The sequence below is a fragment of the Janthinobacterium sp. 67 genome, from assembly GCF_002797895.1.
Lineage (GTDB): Bacteria > Pseudomonadota > Gammaproteobacteria > Burkholderiales > Burkholderiaceae_D > Janthinobacterium.
Genome location: NZ_PGES01000001.1, coordinates 878,825 through 899,899, shown reverse-complemented (window position 1 = coordinate 899,899; position 21,075 = coordinate 878,825). Strand labels below are relative to the sequence as shown.

19 protein-coding genes and 1 tRNA gene are annotated in these 21,075 nt (G+C 62.9%); 10 read left to right on the top strand and 10 right to left on the bottom strand.

Annotated features, from left to right (window positions below; genetic code table 11):
• Nucleotides 1-554: 554 nt before the first annotated feature.
• Together CLU90_RS29090 and CLU90_RS03985 are read left to right on the top strand one after the other, a co-directional pair.
• Nucleotides 555-731, top strand: a complete 177-nt coding sequence (locus CLU90_RS29090; protein ID WP_157808726.1) for a hypothetical protein — start codon at nt 555-557, stop codon at nt 729-731.
• A gap of 7 nt (nt 732-738) precedes the next feature.
• Complete coding sequence (locus CLU90_RS03985; protein WP_157808725.1) at nt 739-1,710, top strand: hypothetical protein; 972 nt, start codon at nt 739-741, stop codon at nt 1,708-1,710.
• 59 nt (nt 1,711-1,769) lie between these two features.
• On the opposite strand, the gene CLU90_RS03980 is transcribed toward CLU90_RS03985, so the two are convergent.
• From CLU90_RS03980 to CLU90_RS03970, 3 genes are all read right to left on the bottom strand, one after another.
• Nucleotides 1,770-1,852 (bottom strand) — tRNA-Leu (locus CLU90_RS03980).
• A 163-nt stretch (nt 1,853-2,015) separates the two neighbouring features.
• Nucleotides 2,016-5,114 carry an efflux RND transporter permease subunit gene (locus tag CLU90_RS03975; RefSeq protein ID WP_100427253.1) on the bottom strand — a complete coding sequence of 1,033 codons (3,099 nt, stop codon included), beginning with the start codon at nt 5,112-5,114 and terminating at the stop codon, nt 2,016-2,018.
• Nucleotides 5,111-6,274 carry an efflux RND transporter periplasmic adaptor subunit gene (locus tag CLU90_RS03970; RefSeq protein WP_100427252.1) on the bottom strand — a complete coding sequence of 388 codons (1,164 nt, stop codon included), beginning with the start codon at nt 6,272-6,274 and terminating at the stop codon, nt 5,111-5,113. Before CLU90_RS03970 ends, CLU90_RS03975 begins: the two co-directional genes overlap by 4 nt.
• A 289-nt stretch (nt 6,275-6,563) precedes the next feature.
• On the opposite strand from CLU90_RS03970, the gene hpnC reads away from it, so the two are divergent.
• The 6 genes from hpnC (at nt 6,564) to CLU90_RS03940 (ending at nt 11,581) form a co-directional block, all read left to right on the top strand.
• Nucleotides 6,564-7,445, top strand: a complete 882-nt coding sequence (gene hpnC, locus CLU90_RS03965; RefSeq protein ID WP_092716494.1) for a squalene synthase HpnC — start codon at nt 6,564-6,566, stop codon at nt 7,443-7,445.
• 46 nt (nt 7,446-7,491) lie between these two features.
• Entirely contained in the window at nt 7,492-8,325 is an 834-nt protein-coding gene (gene hpnD, locus CLU90_RS03960; protein ID WP_100427251.1) for a presqualene diphosphate synthase HpnD, read from the top strand.
• Nucleotides 8,318-9,685, top strand: coding sequence for a hydroxysqualene dehydroxylase HpnE (hpnE, locus tag CLU90_RS03955; RefSeq protein ID WP_100427250.1), 1,368 nt, complete (start codon nt 8,318-8,320; stop codon nt 9,683-9,685). The genes hpnD and hpnE overlap by 8 nt, the downstream gene beginning before the upstream one ends.
• 130 nt (nt 9,686-9,815) lie before the next feature.
• On the top strand, nt 9,816-9,971 hold the full coding sequence (locus CLU90_RS03950) for a hypothetical protein (protein WP_157808724.1): 156 nt from the start codon (nt 9,816-9,818) through the stop codon (nt 9,969-9,971).
• Nucleotides 9,972-9,993: 22 nt separating this feature from the next.
• Nucleotides 9,994-10,764, top strand: coding sequence for a DUF1700 domain-containing protein (locus CLU90_RS03945; RefSeq protein WP_100427248.1), 771 nt, complete (start codon nt 9,994-9,996; stop codon nt 10,762-10,764).
• Between the two features lie 10 nt (nt 10,765-10,774).
• Entirely contained in the window at nt 10,775-11,581 is an 807-nt protein-coding gene (locus tag CLU90_RS03940) for a head GIN domain-containing protein (RefSeq protein WP_092716482.1), read from the top strand.
• Here CLU90_RS03940 and CLU90_RS03935 read toward each other — a convergent pair.
• Entirely contained in the window at nt 11,568-12,824 is a 1,257-nt protein-coding gene (locus CLU90_RS03935) for a TIGR03862 family flavoprotein (protein WP_092716480.1), read from the bottom strand. The genes CLU90_RS03940 and CLU90_RS03935 overlap by 14 nt on opposite strands.
• A 154-nt stretch (nt 12,825-12,978) precedes the next feature.
• Between CLU90_RS03935 and CLU90_RS03930 the strand changes: the two genes are divergently transcribed.
• Nucleotides 12,979-13,212, top strand: a complete 234-nt coding sequence (locus CLU90_RS03930) for a hypothetical protein (RefSeq protein ID WP_100427247.1) — start codon at nt 12,979-12,981, stop codon at nt 13,210-13,212.
• Between the two features lie 41 nt (nt 13,213-13,253).
• Here the strand turns inward: CLU90_RS03930 and moaD are convergent, their stop codons facing one another.
• From moaD to thrC, 3 genes are read right to left on the bottom strand one after another with little or no spacing between them, the layout of a single operon-like run.
• Nucleotides 13,254-13,508, bottom strand: coding sequence for a molybdopterin converting factor subunit 1 (gene moaD / locus CLU90_RS03925; protein WP_092716476.1), 255 nt, complete (start codon nt 13,506-13,508; stop codon nt 13,254-13,256).
• A 10-nt stretch (nt 13,509-13,518) separates the two neighbouring features.
• Nucleotides 13,519-14,745, bottom strand: a complete 1,227-nt coding sequence (locus tag CLU90_RS03920) for a molybdopterin molybdotransferase MoeA (protein WP_100427246.1) — start codon at nt 14,743-14,745, stop codon at nt 13,519-13,521.
• A complete protein-coding gene (gene thrC / locus CLU90_RS03915; protein WP_100427245.1) occupies nt 14,745-16,226 on the bottom strand; it encodes a threonine synthase in 1,482 nt (493 codons plus the stop codon). Before thrC ends, CLU90_RS03920 begins: the two co-directional genes overlap by 1 nt.
• Before the next feature lie 269 nt (nt 16,227-16,495).
• Between thrC and CLU90_RS03910 the strand changes: the two genes are divergently transcribed.
• Nucleotides 16,496-17,236 (top strand): AAA family ATPase, encoded by a 741-nt coding sequence (locus tag CLU90_RS03910; protein WP_092716470.1) that lies wholly within the window; start codon nt 16,496-16,498, stop codon nt 17,234-17,236.
• A 157-nt stretch (nt 17,237-17,393) separates the two neighbouring features.
• On the opposite strand, the gene CLU90_RS03905 is transcribed toward CLU90_RS03910, so the two are convergent.
• From CLU90_RS03905 to kbl, 3 genes are read right to left on the bottom strand one after another with little or no spacing between them, the layout of a single operon-like run.
• Complete coding sequence (locus CLU90_RS03905) at nt 17,394-18,794, bottom strand: L-serine ammonia-lyase (RefSeq protein ID WP_092716467.1); 1,401 nt, start codon at nt 18,792-18,794, stop codon at nt 17,394-17,396.
• 47 nt (nt 18,795-18,841) lie between these two features.
• Entirely contained in the window at nt 18,842-19,807 is a 966-nt protein-coding gene (locus CLU90_RS03900) for an NAD-dependent epimerase/dehydratase family protein (protein ID WP_100427244.1), read from the bottom strand.
• Between the two features lie 20 nt (nt 19,808-19,827).
• A complete protein-coding gene (kbl, locus tag CLU90_RS03895) occupies nt 19,828-21,051 on the bottom strand; it encodes a glycine C-acetyltransferase (RefSeq protein WP_100427243.1) in 1,224 nt (407 codons plus the stop codon).
• Nucleotides 21,052-21,075: the final 24 nt, after the last annotated feature.

Genomic DNA, 21,075 nt, shown 5'->3' with positions numbered 1-21,075 from the left:
GACCCGACCCCTTGCGCCATCACTGGCGGCAAGACATGGGTCCAGCTTCACTCGCTCGCATATTCATCTGTAAAAGTACGGGAAACAGGACGATGGACCTGGTCTACCCGGCTGAGGAAAAACCCGCACCAGGCACCAAACAATCCGCCGCTTCCAGTACTGCGACAGGGCTCCGAGCGTCCAGCCATGCGTCTAAGTATATGCAGGGCCGGCCATCATTCGGTAAAGCGTGGCATTATAACAAAGGACTTCGGGAAAGTGGCTGGCTTTGCAGCCCGGCCACAGAGGATACCAGCGGCGGCGAACGAGTCGCCACAGCCTGGGGGTGCCCTGTCTTTACTCTTGCCCCGGCATTCTTTATTTCGCCAGAGACAGGCTTTCCAGCCTGCTTCGTTCATTAGTATATGCGAACTGGCGCTCCGTCCGAAACAAAGAAATGCGCTCACAGCGAAGATTTCAGGCAAAAAACCTTTGATTTACCTCAATTTGGCCATTTTTCAGGCAAACCTAAGCCTTTTCTTCCGTCTCCAAGTGAATTTAGTGGAGAAAACATCATGAGTGACAGCACATCCGGCAGTTCCAGCAACGCCAAAGCCAAGCTGCAAATGGTCCTCAGCCGCCTGCTCGAGGGCGTCAGCGACGACGATCTGCAAAAAATCCAGACGGAAGTCGATGAAATGGAATTGCGCATGAAGGGCGACGGCCACCACGACCACCCCACCGTCGCCTGAGGCGGCAGTGCCTACGGCGCGCCGCGGGCTAGGCTTGCTGGAAACCTTGCTGCCCCGTTTGACGGCCAGCGCGCTTTCTCAAGTGCAATTGATCGCCCTGTTTCCCAAGCTGGACACGTGGCGCGGCAAGGCGTCCAGTTCGCAATTTCGCGTCAACGGCAGCGTCCTCCTGAACCAGGAACTGATCGGCAATCCCTGGTGGCTGGCCGAGCATTTGCTGCACGAATCGCCGCACCAGAAACTGTACGATTTCCGCCACGGCCACAGCCTGCTGGCGCCCGACTATGCGCGCGAGGATGGCGCCAGGGTCTGCTCGCTGTGGAATGCGCCTGATATTGAGGGCAATCACTATTGGGATGCCCACCGCACCCTGGCCGCCTTTCATGTGTATGTCCACTTGGCCTTGCTGTGCCTGCTGGCCGAGCGGCAGGAAGCGGCGCTCGCGTCACAGTACGGCCCCATCGGCCAGCACATGAGCGGCAGCCGGCGCGCCATCGACCGTGCCCGCTACCTGGGCGAGCAATTGCACGGCACGGCCTGGCCGGAACTGGGACTGGCCGGGCGGCAGATGACGGACTGGCTGCTCGATGTGCTCAACGCACTCGACACGCGACGGCGGCCAGGCGGCGCCACCGTGCATTTGCTGCTCGACCTGTACGAGCGCCAGAGCCGCAAGCTCGACACTTATCTGGCGCAGCAGCCACCGCCCCGCAGCGATACGCTGGCCGCGCAGGCAGAGCGAGAGCTGGCGCAGACGCGCGAGGCCCTGCACATGCTGGACAGGGAACTGCCGCCAGCAGCACAGGAGCAGGAACACAACTGGCCGCAGGCACGGCAACGCGTCTTGCAGGCGCTGTGGCCGTTGGCTGAAGATGATAATTTGATGGAAAGAAGCGGCTACCCGCAGGCGCAGACACTGATTGCACAGATGGTGCAGCAGTCGAGCCGGCAACTGGGCGCACTGGGCGCACTCGGCTAATTGTATGCCTTGGAGAATATCTTGATGGTGCTGCACGTCCGGGCTGGAACAACCCGGATTGGTGCGGATGGGGAGACTCGAACTCCCAAGCCGAAGCACTGGCTTCTAAGACCAGCGTGTCTACCAATTCCACCACATCCGCATTTTGCATTGCTTGCCACAGGCTGCTCCTGATTTTAACAACTCGGGAGCGATCTGGCTACCGTGGACTGATAGAGCAAGCCCTCGGTAAAGCAAAGGCGGCATTCTACTGGATTTCCCAGAGGAATGCCGCCTTTTTTATGCCAGCACCCTGGCGCTGGCTCCTAGCCTTCTTTTGCGGTCACCGGCTCCGGCCTCTTGACCCGGAACCAGGCCGCATACAAGGCCGGCAGGAACAGCAAGGTCAAGGCCGTCGCCAGGATCAGGCCGCCCATGATGGCCACGGCCATCGGTCCCCAGAACACGGAACGCGACAAGGGGATCATGGCCAGCGCGGCGGCAGCAGCCGTCAGCACGATGGGACGGCAGCGGCGCACGGCCGAGTCGATGATGGCGTCCCAGGGCGCCGAACCGTCATTGATGTCTTGCTCGATCTGGTCGACGAGGATCACCGAGTTGCGGATGATCATGCCGAACAGCGCGATGATGCCCAGGTTGGCCACGAAACCCAGTGGCCGGCCCAGCGCCAGCAAGGCAAAGGCGGCACCCGCCACGCCCAGCGGCCCCGTCAGGAAAACGAGCAGTGCACGGGAAAAACTGTGCAGCTGCAGCATCAGCAAGGTGAAGATGATGAAGATGGCCAGCGGCAAATTGGCCGAGATCGACGCTTCCGCCTCGCCGCTGTCGGCCGCCACGCCTTTCACGACGATGCGGTAGCCGGCCGGCAACTTGGCGCGCAAGGCGTCCAGCTGCGGCGCCAGTTGCGTCGACACGGTGGCACCCTGGATGCCATCGATCACGTCCGACTGCACGGTGATGGCCCATTCGCGCTTGTCGCGCCAGACGACACCGGGCTCCCACACGAAATGCGCGCGGGCCAGCTGCGAGATCGGCACGGACTTGCCCGTTGCCGTCGGGATATTCGTGTCATTCAACACGGAAATCGTCGCCCGTTCTTCCAACGGCTGGCGCACCTGGATGTCGATCAGCTTGTTGTCTTCGCGGAACTGGCCGATGACCGTGCCCGACAGAATCGTATTGGCCGCCTGCATCACCGTTTTCGAGGTGACACCCAGCGCGCGCATCTTGTCCTGGTCCAGGTCCAGGCGCAGTACTTTCACCGATTCATTCCAGTTGTCGTTCACGCCCAGCGTGTTCGGATTGGCGCGCATGACGTCCTTGACCTGGTCGGCGATGGCCCGCACGCCAGCCACTTCCGGCCCCATGACGCGAAATTGCACGGGATACGGCACCGGCGGTCCATTCGGCAACAGCTTGACCCGGCCCCGCACTTCCGGGAAATCCTTCTTGAAGACATCGACGATTTGCTGGCGCAAGCGTTCGCGTTCAGCCAGGCTCTTCGGCAAGACCACCACTTGCGACACATTGGTCTGCGGGAAAATCTGGTCCAGCGGCAAATAGAAACGGGGACTGCCCGTGCCCACGTAGCTGGTCACGCTTTCCACGCCGTCGAGCTTGCTGACGAACGCCTCGAATTTCTTGACCTGCTTTTCATTTGCGGCAAACGTCGTGCCTTCGGGCGACCACAGTTCCACCATCAGTTCCGGACGGCTGGAATCGGGAAAGAATTGCTTTTCGATAAAGTTAAAGCCGTAAATCCCCAGCGCAAAGATGGCCAGGGTGGCGGCGATCGTGGTCTTGCGCCATTCCACGCACCAGGTGACGGCGCGGCGGAAGCGGCGGAAGTTCGGCGTATCGAACAATTCATGGTCGTTATGCGCGTGCGGTTTCACTTTCAGCAAGATGTAGCCGATGTAGGGCGTGAAAACGACGGCGACCACCCACGAAATGATCAGGGCCAGCGCATTGACGGAGAACAGCGAGAACGTGTATTCGCCGGCGGCCGACTTGGCCAGGCCGATGGGCAGGAAGCCCGCCACCGTGATCAGGGTACCCGTCAGCATGGGCATGGCCGTCGACGTGTAGGCGAACGTGGCCGCGTCGAAGCGCGACATGCCCTCTTCCATCTTGCGCACCATCATCTCGACGGCGATGATGGCGTCGTCGACCAGCAAGCCCAGCGCGATGATCAGGGCACCCAGGGAAATCTTGTGCAAGTCGATGTCGAGCAGGCGCATGAACAGGAAGGTAACGGCCAGCACCAGCGGGATGGTCAGCGCCACCACCAGGCCCGGCCGAACGTCGATGCGCAGCGGCTTCGTGTGCAAGCCCAGCGCGACGAAGCTGACGGCCAGCACGATCAGAATGGCTTCGATCAGGGTATGCACGAATTCGCCCACGGAAGCGGACACGGCTTCCGGCTGGTTCGACACGCGCTGCAATTCTATGCCGACCGGCAATTCGCGCTTCATGCGCGTGACGGTGGCCTGCAAGGCCTTGCCCATGTCGATGATGTTGCCGCCCTTTTCCATCGATACGCCCAGGCCGATCACTTCCTTGCCGTTGAAACGCATCTTGTCCTTTGGCGGATCGATGAATTCGCGTTTCACGGTGGCAAAGTCGCCGAGGCGGAAAGTGGTGCCGTTGGCGCGCAGTTCCAGGTTTTCCAGGTCCTTGACGGTGACCATGGCGCCCGTCACCCGCACTTGCAGATTATCGGTTGGCGTCACCAACACGCCCGTGGCGTTGATGCTGTTTTGCTCGGACAATTGCTGCACGATGGCGTCGAATGGAATGCCCAGCTGGGCAAATTTCTTGTGCGAAAAGATGATATTGATCTTTTCATCTTGCACGCCGAACAGTTCCACTTTCGATACCTGTCCCACGGCCAGCAGTTCCTGGCGCACCTTGTCCGCGTAATCCTTCATTTCCGCGTACGTAAAACCGTCGGCGGACAGGGCGAAGATGGAACCGTACGTGTCGCCGAACTCGTCGTTGAAGAACGGTCCCACGACGCCGGACGGCAAAGTGCCCTTGATGTCGCCGATCTTCTTGCGCACCTGGTACCAGGCGGCCGCTGTTTCCTTGGGCGGCGCCGATTCGCGCAGCTCCAGCAGGATCAGGGTTTCGCCCGGCTTCGAATAGCTGGTGATCTCGTCGATGTACGGCGTTTCCTGCAGTTTCTTTTCCAGCTTGTCCGTCACCTGCTCGGCCATCTGCAGGGCCGTGGCGCCGGGCCAGTACGCTTGCAAGACCATGGCGCGGAAAGTGAACGGGGGATCTTCATCCTGGCCTAGGTTGGCGTAGCTGAGCATGCCGCCGATCAGCAGCACGGCCATCAGGTAGCGCGTCAGCGGGATGTGCTCAAGGGCCCAGCGCGACAGATTGAAGCCGCCCTTCATTTGGCCGCACCCACGGTAACGGCGGCAGCGGCCACATCGGGCTTGCTGGCCAGTTCAGCGCCGAGGATGGTCACTTTCTGGCCCGGCTTGAGCAGGTTGACGCCGGCCGTGACCACCGTCTGCCCCGCTTTCACGCCAGAGGCCAGCAGCAACTCATTGCCCGCCACGCCGCCCACCGTCACGGGCACGAGCTTCACGGCGCCGTTTTCCACCACCCACACGGAACTTTGCGATTTTTCATTGAACAGGGCCGTCAATGGCACCTTGATCTGCGGCGTGGCCGTTTGCGAGGCGAACTGCACCACGGCCGTCATGCCCAGGCGCACGTGCGGCGCGTCCGGGATGCTGACCTTGGCGATATAGGTGCGCGTGGCGGCATCGGCCACGGGCGACACCTCGCGTATCTTGCCGGGCAAGCCCTGCTTCGGGTCGGCCCACAGGCGCACGACCACATCCTTGACGCCGCGCAAGGTCTCGACCTTGTCTTCGGGAATGCCGATCACGACTTCCTTTTCGCCGCTCCTGGCCACTTGCACGACGGGCGCGCCGGGCGCCACCACCTGCCCCACTTCAGCCTCGATGCGCGTGACGACGCCATCGACGTCGGCCAGCAGGCTGGCGTAGCCGGACTGGTTCGCCTGGCCCCGGTACAGGGCCTGGGCCGCTTCCACGTTCGCCTGCGCCGCCTTGTAGGTGGCGTCCTTGCCATCGAGCACGGCCTGGCTGACGAAATTTTTCTCGCGCAAATCCTGGTAGCGCTTCAATTCCGCGCGCGCCAGGTCGCGGCTGGTCTCCGAACTCACCAGACTAGCCTTGGCTTGCGCCTGCGATAGCTGCAAGTCGACGGGGTCGAGCTGCATCAGCACCTGCCCCTTCTTGACGGTGGCGCCCACGTCGACCTTGCGCGCGACGATCTTGCCGCCCACGCGGAAACCCAGCTGCGACACGACGCGGGGCACGACTTCGCCCGACAGCTCGGCACTGACGTCAACATTACTGCTAGACAACACGATGGCGCGCACGGGGCGCACGTCTTCCACTTTGACGGCAGGCTTGGAACAGGCGGCCAGGGTCAGCGCGAGGGCCGCGGCGGCGATCAGCCGCAGGGCGGGAAGTGCGGATGCGCCGGTCTCGAGGCGCAGGGTTTTCAGGGCAAACAAGGTATTTTCCTTTACTATGCGGGCTGTAATATTTTTATGCGGAGAAACTTTTTGCTTGCCCTTTGGGTTAAGCCAAACTTTTTCGCACGCGATATCCTTAAATTTGTGACAATATCAGCTTGGTCATGGCGGCGAGTGATTTACCGCTAATGACTTTCTGGTTATTAATTATAATCGTGCGTAAAAGTTTTTAGTGACTTATGCGTCATTAATCTTCAGCCGTACAACGTCCGGCCACACTCCAGCGTTGGAGGGGGCCGGACAAACGCAAGACTAGAGAAGTGTGTTCATGCCTGTAGACCATTACGAAAATTTTCCTGTTGCATCATTTTTACTGCCGCGCCGCCTGGTGCCGGCCGTCGAAGCCATCTATGCCTTCGCCCGCAGCGCCGACGACCTGGCCGATGAAGGCGACGCCAGGCCGGCCGAGCGCCTGTCCGCCCTGCACGCCTACGAAGAGGCGCTGGGCCGCATCGCCCGCCATGAAGGCCATGCTGGCGAGAACGCCGCCATGTTCGAGCGCCTGGCTGGCGTCATCGCCAAACACGAACTGCCGCTGAAGCCGTTTTACGACCTGTTGTCCGCCTTCAAGCAGGATGTGGAAACGACGCGCTACGCCAGCTTTGACGACGTGCTCGATTACTGCGCCCGCTCGGCCAACCCCGTGGGGCTGCTGATGCTGCACCTGTACGGTGCGGCCGATGAACAGAATGTACGCGATTCCGATGCCATATGCTCAGCTTTGCAACTAATTAATTTCTTGCAAGACGTCGCCATCGACCAGCAAAAAGAGCGCATCTACCTGCCGATGGAAGACTTGAGCCGCTTTGCCGTTTCCGCCGCCGCCTTCGAGCGGCCCGAGGCGCATGGCAAGTGGAGTGCCCTGATGCGCTTCGAAGTGGCCCGCACGCGCGCCCTGATGCTGTCCGGCGCGCCGCTGGCCCTGCGTTTGCGCGGGCGCATCGGCTGGGAACTGCGCCTGGTGGTGCAAGGGGGATTGCGCATCCTCGAATGCATCGAAGCCGTCAATTACGACGTGTTCCGGCGCCGCCCCAAGCTGGAGAAACGCGACTGGCTGATCATTTTCTGGCGCGCCCTGCGCATGTCGCGCAAAAGCCTGCATCAAGAGACACAAGTAAAAACGGCTTTTCCCCCGTCGCCCACTCTGTAAGACGATAGAATAGCGGCTTCGATCTGCAACCCTTGCTCTTTTGACTATGTCTCCCGACGAATACTGCCAACAAAAGGCCGCCCAGAGCGGCTCCAGCTTCTACTACAGCTTCCTGTTCCTGCCGGCCGAGCGCCGCAAGGCCATCACGGCCCTGTACGCCTTCTGCCGCGAAGTCGATGACACGGTCGACGAATGCACGGACGAAGCCGTGGCACGCACCAAGCTGGTCTGGTGGCGCAAGGAAGTCAAGGCCATGTACGAGGGCAACCCCACGCATCCCGTGATGCGCGCGCTGCAGCCGCACCTGAACATCTATAAACTGGAAGAAAAGCATTTGCAGGCCATCATCGACGGCATGGAAATGGACTTGAACCAGACCCGCTACCTCGATTACCAGGCCATGAGCCGCTATTGCTGGCACGTGGCCAGCGTGGTGGGCATCTTGTCGGCCAGCATCTTTGGCGCGACCCGCCCGGAAACCCTGCTGTACGCGGAAAAACTCGGTCATGCTTTCCAGCTGACCAACATCATCCGCGACGTGGGCGAAGATGCGCGCAAGGGGCGCATCTATCTGCCGATCAGCGAATTGCAGCAGTTCAATGTGACCGCCGCCGACTTGCTGAACGCACGCCACAGCGAAAACTTTGAAAACCTCATGCGTTTCCAGGTGGCGCGCGCGCAACAGGCCTACGACGAAGCGTTCGCGCTCTTGCCCGCCGAGGACCGCCGCGCCCAGCGCCCTGGCCTGATCATGGCCGCCATCTACCGCACCCTGCTCAACGAAGTCGAGCGCGACGGCTACCACGTGCTGAAACAGCGCATTTCGCTCACGCCGATCCGCAAACTGTGGCTGGCCTGGAAGACCTGGGTTCGTGGCTAAGAGTGGCGTGAAGCAGCGCTACGCCGTCATCGGCGCCGGCTGGGCCGGCTGCGCGGCGGCCATGGAACTGGCGCGCGCCGGCCACGCCGTCACCGTCTACGAAGCGGCGCGCACCCTGGGCGGGCGGGCGCGCCGGGTCGAACGCGAAAGCATGGTGCTCGACAACGGCCAGCACATCCTGCTGGGCGCGTACACGGAAACCCTGCGGCTGATCAAGCTCGCGGGCCAAGACCCTGCCGAACTGATCCTCACCCTGCCCCTGCAGATGCGCTATCCGGCCGGTGCCAAAGGCATGGATTTCATCGCGCCCCGCCTGCCCGCGCCGCTGCACCTGGCCTGGGCCTTGCTGCGCGCCAAAGGATTATTGCGCGCCGACAAGCTGGCCCTGATGCGTTTTTCCACGGCCATGCGGACGATGGGCTGGCAGCTGTACAACGATTGCACGGTCAGCGAATTGCTGCAGCGCTTCGACCAGACGGACAACTTGAACCGCCTGATGTGGCACCCGCTGTGCCTGGCCGCGCTCAATACCCCGCCCGAGCGGGCCTCGGCCCGCGTCTTCATCAACGTGCTGCGCGACAGCCTGGGCGCATCGCGCCGCCGCGCATCCGACATGCTGATCCCGAAAGCGGATTTGAGTAGCCTGCTGCCCGACGCGGCCGCCCGCCATGTGACACGGCATGGCGGCGAAGTCCGCACGGGCGCCAAGGTTTCCGCCTTGCAAGCGCTGCCCGATGGCCGCTGGCAACTCGATGACGGCGAACACTATGATGCGGTCATCGTCGCCACTTCGTCCGTGCAGGCGGCCACGCTGCTGCAAGGCTTGCACGACACACGCCTCGACGACGTTATTACCAAAATGCAAGCCTTCACGCCGGAAGCCATCAGCACCTGCTACCTGCGGTACGACGCCTCGGTGCGCCTGGACTTGCCGTTCTACGCCCTCGTCGATACGCCGGCACAGCAGCACTGGGGCCAGTTCGTCTTTGACCGGGGCCAGCTCGACGCCAGCCAGCCAGGCTTGCTGGCCGTCGTCATCAGCGCCTCCGGCCCCGCCGCCGAGCAAGGCCATGGTCCGCTGGCGCAAGCGATCGCCACGCAGTTGGCGCAGATGCTGCAGCGCCCGGAACTGGCGCAACCTGCCTGGACGCAACTGATCACGGAAAAGCGCGCCACCTTTGCCTGCACGCCGGACCTGGCGCGTCCCGGCAACGCCAGCGGCGTGCCGGGCTTGCTGCTGGCCGGCGACTACACGGCCAATGATGACCGGACGCAAGACTATCCGGCCACCATCGAGGCGGCCGTGCGCAGCGGCGTGGCGGCGGCCAGGGCCATCACCACGGGCAAGACTGCAAAGTAGACTTGACGGTGCATCCTGCCCTGGTGTCGCTCGCCCCCGCGAAATTGCATTCTGTCGCACCGCGCTGGTGCGCCCGCGTGCGCTTGGGTACAGTCTGATCATCGACAACGGCCATGCCACGGGGAATACCATGCACACCACCTTGCACTTGAAAAATAGCTTGAAAGCCTTGGCGCTGCTCGCTTGTGTGGTGATGGCCACCTTGATCGTCATTCACGCACAGCAGACGCCACAACCGCCATTGCTGCTGAGCCAGGCAAGCATGCTGCAGCCGGCCATGGGCTGAAGCGGCGGACAGAAAGAATAGGATGAACAAGCAAGATTATCTCGACGCACTGCGGCGCGCGCTGACAGGCTTGCCACCGGACCTGGTGGCCAAGACCCTCGATTACTACGAACAGACCTTCATCGAAGGCGCTGCGGCCGGCCGCAGCGAGCACGAAATCGCCGACGACCTGGGCGACCCGAAAAAGATCGCCCTCACCTTGCGCGGCAGCACCCACCGCCAGGCGTTCGAACACAAGAAAACGCCCGTTAACCTGCTGCGCCTGCTCGTCTCGCTCGTGGGCCTGGCCATCTTCAACCTGTTCATGGTCGTGCCTGCCGCCGTGTACGCGGCCCTGCTAGCCACCCTGTATGCCGTCGGCCTGAGCTTTTACCTGGCCGGCATCGCCATCACGGCCAGCGGATTGTCCGGCGCCAACGAACTGGTGCTCGATGGCCCGCTGCGCCACGTTTTCATCCAGGACGACGATGGCGACGAACGGCGCGAAACGCGCATCACCATCGGCGACGCGGGCATCGAAGTCGATCACCTGCCCGGCCCCGTCAAAGCCGAACCGGCGACGCCGGGCGCGTCATCGCGCGTGATGGAGCGGGCCGAAGCGCTGGCCGGCGGCGGCATCCGCATCTCCACCGACATGGACCGCGATGCGCGCACCACGCAAACCGTCTTCGGCATGGGCATGCTGCTCGGCGGCATCGCCATCTTCCTGCTCAGTCTGGTGGTCACGCGCTATACCTTGATCGGTATCAAGCGCTACATCGCCATGAATGTTTCCCTGCTCAAAGGTCACTAGAAAGGCTGCCATGAAACGCTTGCTCAAAGTTGGCCTGTCCATGCTCTTGCTGGCGCTGGTCCTGATCGCCATGTCGTATGCGGCGCTGCGCGCCAAGGGAATCAGCAATCCCAGCAGCGCTGCCGGCCGCGCCGTGCGCAGCGAAACGCGCCCGATTGCCGCCACCATCAACAGCATCGACCTGGCCGGCCCCATCGACCTGGTGCTGCGCCGCGGCGCCACGCCATCGCTGAAAGTGAGCGGCGAGCAGCGTTTGCTGTCGAACGTCGACACGACGGCCGATGGCACGACCCTGCATATCGGCCCGAAAGGCATGCTGTTCCACCACCGCCAGCCGCTGCAGGTGGAACTGGTGTTGCCGGCCCTCGTGCGCCTGGACGTGCACGGCAATGGCGACAGCAAGATCACGGGATTTAGCGGCGACAGCTTTATCCTGGAATTGATGGGATCTGGCAATGTCAGCTTCACGGGCCGCTACAAGCAGGTGCAAGCGACCGTCAACGGCAGCGGCGACCTCGACATCAATGCCGGCAACAGCGACAGCGTGGTGCTGGAAATGGTGGGCTCCGGGCGCATCGCCGCCAGCGGCAACTCGAAATTCCTCCGTGCCGACCTGAGCGGTTCGGGCGACATCGATGCCGAGCACCTGGCCGCCGACAAGGCCAGCGTCAGCCTGCAAGGCTCGGGCCAGAGCACCGTCTTCGTGCGCGACGCCGCCAACCTGACCTTGCGCGGCAGCGGCGACATCCACGTCCACGGCAACCCGCGCCAGCGCGAAGCGCAAAAGAGCGGATCAGGCGAAATTACCTGGCATTGACCTTCTCTTCCAGCCAACTGACGGCCTGCTCGCCGGCCGCCTTGCCTTGCGCCAGGCAGGCCGTCAGCAGGTAGCCGCCCGTCGGCGCTTCCCAGTCCAGCATTTCGCCCGCCACGAAGACGCCCGGCATGGCGCGCAGCATGCTGCCGTCGACGCCATCGAAATGCACGCCGCCGGCGCTGCTGATGGCTTCATCGATGGGGCGCGGGCGTACGAGTGTGACGGGCAGCAGCTTGATGGCGGCCGCCAACTTCGCCTCGTCGGCAAAGTCGGCGGCGCTCAGGCATTCGCGCAGCAAGCCCGATTTCACGCCCTTGATGCCCAGCCGGCTATTCAGGTGGCTGGACATGGAACGGGCGCCACGGGGGCGCGTCACTTCCTCGAACACGCGTTCATGGCTGTGGTCGGGCGCCAGGTCGAGCCAGATGGTGGTGCTGCCGTCGCGCGCGATCTGCTCGCGCAGCGCGGCCGACAAGGCATAAATCAGGCTGCCTTCCACGCCGCCCGCCGTGATGACGAACTGGCCCTGGCGCTTGATCCGCAAGCCGTCGATGTCGTGCGCCGTGATGGCCACGGTCGTCAGCGGCTCGCCCGCATGGCGGCTGCTGAAATACTCGCTCCAGTCCACATCGAAGCCGCAATTGGCCGGCGCCAGCGCTTGCACGGCCACGCCCTGCCCTTGCAGCAGCGGCACCCACGCGCCATCGGAACCGAGCCGCGCCCAGCTGCCGCCGCCCAGCGCCAGGATCACGGCGTCGAAGGAGCGCAGGCATTCGCCGTCCGGCGTGGCAAAGGCCAGCTGGCCATCCTCATCTTGCCAGCCCGTCCAGCGGTGGCGCATGTGAAATTGCACGCCCGCTTCGCGCAGGCGGTGCAGCCAGGCGCGCAGCAGGGGCGCCGCCTTCATGTCCGTCGGGAAGACGCGGTTCGAGGAGCCGACAAAGGTCTCCACGCCCAGGCCGTGCACCCAGTCGCGCACTTTTTGCGGGCCGAACTGGTCCAGCGCCGGCTTCACCCGGCCCGCCTGCCTGCCGTAGCGCGAGACGAAGGCCTGGTAGCCTTCCGCGTGCGTGATGTTCATGCCGCCCCGCCCCGCCAGCAGGAATTTGCGGCCGACGGACGGCATGGCGTCGAACAGTTCCACCTTTGCCCCCTGGTCGGTGGCCGCCTGGGCGGCCATCAGGCCGGCGGGGCCGCCGCCGATGACGGCGATGTGAAACGGGGGGGAACTGGAGTTGGTCATGGCAAGCTGGAAGACGGTGAAAACCCCGGCATTTTAGTCGAGATACGGCCGATGGATGGCAAGAATGCCGAAAAATGATGCATACTGCGCGGACATGCCGCAATGATCGGCACCTGGACTTCACGAGACAACGAGACGACAAGAGGAGATACACATGGGCGCAGGATTCTGGATTTCACGCTATTTGCTGGCCAGTTCGATTCTATTCATCATCCTGACGGTGGTCGAGTACAGCAAGGGCACGCCCAACCAGGCCGACATCCTCAGCGCGCTGGCCTGGGCACTGGTGGCGTCCGCCATCTTCATCGGCTCGAAATACTGGCGCTACCGGAAAGCCGTCGCTTGCGCCACGTGCAGCGGGGACAAGCCCAAGGTCAAGCCGCGATAAAAAATGGCCGCATCAGCGGCCATTTTCCTCAGTGGGTATTCTTAACCGCCCGTCACGGGCGGGAAAAACGCCACCTCGTCGCCATCGCCCGTCACGGTATCGGCATCGCACATCACCTGGTTATGCGCCATGCGCAGCGCGCGGCCCTGCGCCAGCGCGTATTCCCAGTTGCCGCCGCGGGCGATCAGCAGCGCCCTCACCGCGCCCACCGTCAGCGGCTCGGCTACTTCCAGCACTTCATGGCCGGTGCCCACCAGCTCGCGCACGCTGGCAAAAAAACGCAGATTGATCTTCATCGATGCTTCCTCAGTACAGCAATTCATTAAACGGGATGAAACGCAGCATGTCGCCGCGCGCGATCGACAGCCCCGGCGGGCAATCGATCAAGCCGTCGCCCCACACGGTGGAGGTCAGCACGCCCGAACTCTGGTTGGCAAACAGTTCCAGCTCGCCCTCGTCATTGACCTTGGCACGCAAGAACTCGTTGCGCTTGTCCGCCTTCAGGCGCTCGAAAGCGGCGGGCAGCTTGTAGCTGCGCGGCGCCAGATTCCCCGCCACGCCTTGCAGGCGCAGGATGAACGGGCGCACGAACAGCAAAAATGTGACAAAGCTCGACACCGGATTGCCGGGCAAGCCGACAAAGAACGCATCCCGCACTTCGCCAAACGCCAGCGGCTTGCCCGGCTTGACGGCGATCTGCCACATGTTCAGCCGCCCTTCCGCTTCGACGGCCGGCTTGATATGGTCTTCCTCGCCCACGGACACGCCGCCCGAGGTGATGATCAGATCATTGCCCTGTGCCGCCTGGCGCAGCACGGCCTTCGTCGCCTCCAGGCTGTCGGGCACGATGCCCAGGTCCGTGATCTCGCAGCCCAGGTTTTCCAGCAAGCCGCGCAAGGTAAAACGGTTCGAGTTGTAGACGGCGCCCGGCGCCAGCGGTTGGCCCGGCATGGCCAGCTCGTCGCCCGTAAAAAACACGGCGACGCGCAGCTTGCGCAGCACGGGGACTTGGGCCAGTCCCACCGAGGCGGCCAGGCCCATTTCCTGGCTGCGCAGGCGGCGCCCCGCGCCGAGGATCACGCCGCCGGCGCGGATATCCTCGCCCTGGCGGCGCACCCATTCGCCCGCTTTCGGCACGTGATTGACCGTCACCACGCCATCAAGCACGGTGCACTGCTCCTGCATCACGACGCAGTCGGCGCCTTCCGGGATCAGGGCGCCCGTGAAGATGCGCGCCGCCGTCCCCGGTTGCAGCGGCTGGCCCACGTGGCCGGCCGCGATGCGCTGCGACACGGGCAAGCTGGCCGCGCCGCTGGCGCAATCCTGCGCGCGCACGCAATAGCCATCCATCTGCGTGTTGTCGCGCTCGGGCACGTTCAGGGTCGACGTCTGCGCGGCCGCCAGCACGCGGCCGTTGGCGCGCATGGTGTCGACCAGTTCCACCTCGGCCACCGGGCGCGCCGCGCCCAGCATGAAGGCTTGCGCCTCGGCCACCGACAGCATCGGCTTGCGTACAGTGCTGGCGTCTGTCATCACAAACCCGTATTGGCGGCGATATACGCCTTCATCTTTTCCACGTCGGTATCCATCACGACGAACTTTTGCGGCAAGTCTTCGATGTTCTCGAAGCCGGCCGGGCGTTCCGCGTCCACGCCCAGCGCTTCGAGGATGGTTTCGTTGAACTTGGCCGCCAGCGCCGTTTCCAGCACGATCATCGGCACGTTGGGCTCCAGGTGCTCGCGCGCCACCTTGATGCCGTCGGCCGTGTGCGTGTCGATGGTGATGCCGTAGTCGTCGGCCACGTCGCGGATGGTGTCGAGGCGGTCCTGGTGCGTGGACTTGCCCGACTTGAAGCCGTATTTGGCCACCAGCTTGAATTCGTCGCCGTCGCTGCCGGGCTTGCCCGACAAGTCGAAGCCGCCGTGCGTTTCCACTTTCGTAAACAGGGCACGCACGCGCTCGCTGTCGCGGCCCACCAGGTCGTAGACGAAGCGCTCGAAGTTCGACGCTTTCGAGATATCCATCGACGGGCTGCTCGTGTGATACGTTTCGGCCGACTTGCGCACGCGGTAGACGCCCGTGCGGAAAAATTCGTCGAGCACGTCGTTTTCATTCGTCGCCGCCACCAGTTTCGAGATCGGCAGCCCCATCATGCGGGCGATATGGCCGGCGCAGATATTGCCGAAGTTGCCCGATGGCACCGTGAACGACACTTTTTGCTCGTTGCTGGTGGTGGCCGCCAGATAGCCGCGGAAGTAGTAGACGACTTGCGCCACGACCCTCGCCCAGTTGATGGAATTGACGGTGCCGATCTTCTGCTTGGCCTTGAACGGCAAGTCGTTCGACACGGCCTTGACCATGTCCTGGCAATCGTCGAATACGCCTTCGACGGCGATGTTGACAATGTTCGGGTCTTGCAGGCTGAACATCTGCGCCGTCTGGAAGGCGCTCATTTTCTTGTGCGGCGACAGCATGAAGACGCGGATGCCCGTCTTGCCGCGCATCGCGTATTCGGCCGCGCTGCCCGTGTCGCCCGAGGTGGCGCCGAAGATATTGAGCTCGGCGTCGTGCTTGGCCAAGGTGTATTCGAACAGGTTGCCCAGCAGCTGCATGGCCATGTCCTTGAAGGCCAGGGTCGGGCCGTTCGACAGCGCTTGCAGCATCAGGGTGGTCGATCCGCCCTTGACGATGTTTTCTTCGAGCACGCGCAGCGGCGTGATGTCGGCCGCGTTTTCGCCGGCGCGGGCGTTCTTGTAGACTGCCTTGGTATAGGTTTTCGCCGTCAGTGCCTTCAGGTCCGCGGCCGGGATATCGGTGGCGAACTTCTTCAGGATTTCGAATGCCAGGTCGGCATACGACAATGTGCGCCAGGCGTTGAGCTCGGCACCAGTGACTTGCGGATAGTGTTCAGGGAGATACAGTCCGCCATCGGGGGCCAGGCCGCCCAGGAGGATGTCGGAGAATTGCTGCAGATTCGATGGCGCTTTATCAGCGCGGGTAGACACGTAATGCATAAATTTGAAGAGTCCAGTTGAGCTGAGTGCGGTTGATCATGAATGGCAGCGGATATTATAGTGCCAGCCGCCGTCCAAGGCGAATCGCGTGGCGTCAGCCAGGTCAAGATGCGACAATTGGAGAGTCCGTGTGTTGCCAAACCATCCATAATGCATGAGATCAAGCCAGGCGAAGATGGCTGGCGTACCCACTGGCGCGCGACGCCGATTTGCGCCACACTGTGCTGAGTGTCCCTTGCCATGATCAATATTGGAGTCGAAAACCGGCCATGTCGCTGAGTAAAAAACCGTATCTGCAAAGCGCCGCGCTGCGCCACGACGCCGTCGTCGACCTCGATCACTATCCATTCACCATCCCCGCCATCCGCGACTTCGTGCACATGGACTTCCACCGGGACGTGACGTTTTTCGTGGGCGAGAATGGCAGCGGCAAATCGACCATGCTCGAAGCGCTGGCCGTGGGGCTGGGCTTCGGCAAGGATGGCGGCACGCGCAACGTGCGCATCGCCCTGCCGTCGGACGAGGAATCGGGCTTGCACGCGCATCTGCGCCTGAGCAAGAGCTACAAGAAGCCCGAAGACAGCTATTTCCTGCGCGCCGAGAGCTTTTTCAACGTCGCCACCTACATGGACGGGATGCCCGAGTACCTGGGCAGCTACGGCGGCAAGTCGCTGCATGCGCAATCGCACGGCGAAGCGTTCATGGCGACCCTGATCAACAAGCTGCGGGGCAAGGGTTTATATTTGCTGGACGAACCCGAGGCGGCGCTGTCGCCGAGCCGCCAGATGGCGGCATTGTCCGTGATCCACCAGCTGGTGCAGGACGACTCCCAGCTGATCATCGCCACCCATTCGCCGATTCTGCTCGCCTACCCGAACGCAAAGATTTTGATGTTCACGGGTGGCGGCATCCACGAAGTGGCGTATGAAGACACGGAACACTATGCCGTGACGCGCGATTTCTTGAATAACTACCCGAGGAGGCTGGAGCAGTTGTTTGAGGAGGAGTGAGGTATTGGATGGTGCTTGTCGGCTTACGCGCTTTGCGCTAAGCCGACCTACGCCGACCTACGCCCACCAACGCCCACCAACGCCGACCTGCGACATTGCCACTTACCGTAGGTCGGATTAGCGCGTGAGCGCGTAATCCGACAACACCACCGGCGCCTCAACAAGCAGCGTGATTGACCGTAATCACATGCACGGCCAAGCCGCCCAGCGACGTTTCCTTGTACTTGTCCTGCATGTCCGCGCCCGTCTGGCGCATGGTTTCGATGACTTCGTCGAGGCTGACGAAATGCGTGCCGTCGCCCTTCAGCGCCAGCGAGGCGGCCGTAATGGCTTTCACGGCGCCCATGCCGTTGCGCTCGATGCAGGGAATCTGCACCAGGCCGCCGATGGGGTCGCACGTCATGCCCAGGTGGTGCTCGATGCCGATTTCGGCAGCGTTTTCGATCTGCTCGTTCGTGCCGCCCAGGGCCGCCACCAGCCCGGCCGCCGCCATGGCGCAAGCGACGCCCACTTCCCCCTGGCAGCCCACTTCGGCGCCCGAGATCGAGGCATTGCGCTTGCACAGCATGCCGATGGCCGCCGCCGTCAGCATGAAGCGGCGCACGCCGCCGACCGGATCGCTGGGGCGGCAATCCTGCGCGTAGTAGCGCAGCACGGCCGGGATGATGCCGGCCGCGCCATTGGTCGGCGCCGTCACGACCCTGCCGCCGGCCGCGTTTTCCTCGTTGACGGCCATCGCGTACAGGCTGACCAGGTGCACGGCGTCGTGCGGCAAGTCGTTGGCGCGGTTGTCGGACGCCTTCGCCTCCTGCGCCAAGCGCCATAATTTGGCGGCGCGGCGCTTCACGTTCAAGCCGCCCGGCAGGTTGCCCGTCGTTTCCAGGCCGTGCGCGATGCAGTCGCGCATGACGTGCCAGATGCGGTCCAGGCCTGCGTTCAATTCCTCTTCGCTGCGCTTGACGCACTCGTTCGCACGCAGCATTTCAGGAATCGACAAACCGCTTTCCACGCCGTGCGCCAGCAATTGCGCCATGGTATCGAAGGGGAAGACGACTCGCGCGCTGGCGGCCGATTCCACGGCCGCTTCCGCTTGCGCCTCGCCTGCCTCGCGGATAAAACCGCCGCCGATCGAGTAATACACCTTGTCGACCCGGCTGCCGTCCGCCAGTTTCAAGGTAAAGCGCATGCCGTTCGGGTGTTCGGGCAGGGATTCGCTCTTGTGCCAGACCAGGCCCGTGGCGGCCGTGAATGGCACCACGTGCGTGCCCAGCAAGGCGATTTCGCCGGCCGCCTCGATGGCGGCCAGCTTGCTGTCGACTTCATCGGGCGCCACGTCTTGCGGCGTTTCGCCCATCAGGCCAAGAATGACGGCCTTGTCCGTGGCATGGCCCACGCCCGTCAGCGCCAGCGAGCCATACAGGGCCGCCTCGACGCCCACCACCTGGTCCAGCGGACCGTATTCGACCAGAAAACGCCGCGCCGCCACCATCGGCCCCACCGTGTGGGAACTCGACGGCCCGATGCCGATCTTGAACAGGTCAAATACGCTCATATCCATGTAGTGTCTCTTTATATTTGTATGTTTTATGAATGCCGGGACTGGACTCAAGCCGCCTTGGCGGCATGGCCCACGTCGACATTGGCCAGCATGTCCGTGACCATCTGTTCGACGCCGATCTGCGCCTTCCAGCCCCAGTCGGCGCTGGCCTTGCTGTCGTCCAGGCTTTGCGGCCAGCTGTCGGCGATGGCCTGGCGGCTGTCCGGCTTGTAGCTGATCTTGAAGTCCGGCACCATGCGCACGATGGCCTTGGCCAGTTGCTCGGGGTTGAACGACACGCCGGCCACGTTGTACGAGGAACGGATCTTGATGGACTCCGCTGGCGCATCCATCAATTCGATGGTGGCGCGAATGGCGTCGGGCATGTAAATCATCGGCAAGGTGGTGTTCGCATCGAGGAAGCAGTCATAGCGCTCGCCGCGCAAGGCCGCGTGGAAAATGGCGATGGCGTAATCGGTGGTGCCGCCGCCCGGAGGCGATTTGTAGCTGATGATGCCCGGGTAGCGGATGCTGCGCACGTCCACGCCATACTTGTTGAAGTAATACTCGCACAGGCGCTCGCCGGCCAGCTTGCTGATGCCGTACATCGACGTCGGGTCCATCACCGCCATTTGCGGCGTGTTCACTTGCGGCGTGTTCGGGCCGAAGGCGGCGATCGACGAAGGCCAGAAGATGCGCAAGGGTTTGCCCGCCTCGCCCCGTTCGCGCGCCAGTTCCAGGATATTCAACAAGCCATCCATGTTCAGGCTCCACGCCTTCAACGGCGCCGCTTCGCCCGTGGCCGACAGCATCGCCGCCAGCTGGTACACCTGGGTGATGCCTTCATCGGCGATGATGCTCGCCAGGCCGTCCTTGTCCAGCACATTGAGCTGGGCGTAGCGCTTGGCCTGGTACAGATTATTCGTGCCGATGTCGCTGGCGATGACGTTGTCCGCGCCGTGCTGCAGCGCCAGCGCGCCCACCAACTCACTACCGATTTGGCCGTTTGCGCCGATGACTAAGATGCGTTCCATGCTATTTTCCTGAATTCGTATTAATTAGTAGTGGTCGTGGTCAGCAAACCAAGTTCCTTGCCAGCCTGTTCGAAAGCGGCCAGCACTTGCACCAGCTGTTCACGCGTATGGGCGGCCGACAGCTGCACGCGCACCCTGGCCTGGCCCATCGGCACGACAGGGTAAAAGAAGCCCGTCACCAGCACGCCCAGTTCATACAGGCGGGCGGCAAACTTTTGCGCCACGGGGGCGTCGAACAGCATCACCGGCACGACCGGGTGCGTGCCCGGCTTGATGGTGAAGCCGATGCGCTCGATTTCGCTGCGGAAGAAGGCCGTGTTGTCATGCAGGCGGTCGCGCAGTTCCGTCGACTTGGCCAACCGTTCCAGTACCGACAGCGACGCGCCGGCAATCGATGGCGCCAGGGTGTTCGAGAACAGATAAGGACGCGATTTCTGGCGCAGGGTGTCGATGACTTCCTTGCGGGCCGACGTGAAGCCGCCCATGGCGCCACCCAGGGCCTTGCCCAGGGTACCGGTGATGATGTCGATGCGCCCCATCACGTTGTGGTGTTCGTGCGTGCCGCGGCCCGTCGCGCCCATGAAGCCGGACGCGTGGCATTCGTCGATCATCACCAGCGCGCCGTACTGGTCGGCCAGGTCGCAGATCTTGTCCAGCTGCGCGATCGTGCCGTCCATCGAGAACACGCCGTCCGTGACGATGACCTTGTGGCGCTTGCCGGCGGCAATCGCCGCTTTCAGCTGCACTTCCAGGTCAGCCATGTCGTTATGCAGGTGGCGATAGCGGCCAGCCTTGCACAGGCGGATGCCGTCGATGATGGAAGCGTGGTTCAGCGCGTCCGAGATGATGGCGTCGTTCTCATCGAACAGCGGTTCAAACACGCCGCCGTTGGCGTCGAATGCCGCCGCGTACAAAATCGTGTCTTCCGTACCCAGAAAAGCGGAGATCGCCTGTTCCAGTTCCTTGTGCACGGTTTGCGTGCCGCAGATGAAGCGGACTGACGACAGGCCGTAGCCGTACTTTTGCGTGGCGGCAATGGATGCTTCCTGCGTCTGCAGGTCGCCGGACAGGCCCAGGTAATTGTTCGCACACATATTGATCAGGGTACGGCCATCGTCGCACACCACTTCGGCGCCCTGGCGCGAGGCGATCACGCGCTCTGGCTTGTACAAGCCCTGCTGGCGCAGTTGATCGAGGTTCTGTTGCAGACCGCTGAAAAAGGTGTTCTTCGCTTGCTCGCTCATGATGATCCTTGTGTGTCCCTGCGT

What these genes read in the sequence shown, in the direction of transcription:
- CLU90_RS29090 (WP_157808726.1), top strand. Translation starts at nt 555, where the DNA reads ATGAGTGACAGCACATCCGGCAGTTCCAGCAACGCCAAAGCCAAGCTG.
- CLU90_RS03975 (WP_100427253.1), bottom strand. Translation starts at nt 5,114, where the DNA reads ATGAAGGGCGGCTTCAATCTGTCGCGCTGGGCCCTTGAGCACATCCCG.
- hpnC (WP_092716494.1), top strand. Translation starts at nt 6,564, where the DNA reads ATGCCTGTAGACCATTACGAAAATTTTCCTGTTGCATCATTTTTACTG.
- hpnD (WP_100427251.1), top strand. Translation starts at nt 7,492, where the DNA reads ATGTCTCCCGACGAATACTGCCAACAAAAGGCCGCCCAGAGCGGCTCC.
- CLU90_RS03950 (WP_157808724.1), top strand. Translation starts at nt 9,816, where the DNA reads ATGCACACCACCTTGCACTTGAAAAATAGCTTGAAAGCCTTGGCGCTG.
- CLU90_RS03945 (WP_100427248.1), top strand. Translation starts at nt 9,994, where the DNA reads ATGAACAAGCAAGATTATCTCGACGCACTGCGGCGCGCGCTGACAGGC.
- CLU90_RS03940 (WP_092716482.1), top strand. Translation starts at nt 10,775, where the DNA reads ATGAAACGCTTGCTCAAAGTTGGCCTGTCCATGCTCTTGCTGGCGCTG.
- CLU90_RS03935 (WP_092716480.1), bottom strand. Translation starts at nt 12,824, where the DNA reads ATGACCAACTCCAGTTCCCCCCCGTTTCACATCGCCGTCATCGGCGGC.
- CLU90_RS03930 (WP_100427247.1), top strand. Translation starts at nt 12,979, where the DNA reads ATGGGCGCAGGATTCTGGATTTCACGCTATTTGCTGGCCAGTTCGATT.
- moaD (WP_092716476.1), bottom strand. Translation starts at nt 13,508, where the DNA reads ATGAAGATCAATCTGCGTTTTTTTGCCAGCGTGCGCGAGCTGGTGGGC.
- CLU90_RS03920 (WP_100427246.1), bottom strand. Translation starts at nt 14,745, where the DNA reads ATGACAGACGCCAGCACTGTACGCAAGCCGATGCTGTCGGTGGCCGAG.
- thrC (WP_100427245.1), bottom strand. Translation starts at nt 16,226, where the DNA reads ATGCATTACGTGTCTACCCGCGCTGATAAAGCGCCATCGAATCTGCAG.
- CLU90_RS03910 (WP_092716470.1), top strand. Translation starts at nt 16,496, where the DNA reads ATGTCGCTGAGTAAAAAACCGTATCTGCAAAGCGCCGCGCTGCGCCAC.
- CLU90_RS03905 (WP_092716467.1), bottom strand. Translation starts at nt 18,794, where the DNA reads ATGGATATGAGCGTATTTGACCTGTTCAAGATCGGCATCGGGCCGTCG.
- CLU90_RS03900 (WP_100427244.1), bottom strand. Translation starts at nt 19,807, where the DNA reads ATGGAACGCATCTTAGTCATCGGCGCAAACGGCCAAATCGGTAGTGAG.
- kbl (WP_100427243.1), bottom strand. Translation starts at nt 21,051, where the DNA reads ATGAGCGAGCAAGCGAAGAACACCTTTTTCAGCGGTCTGCAACAGAAC.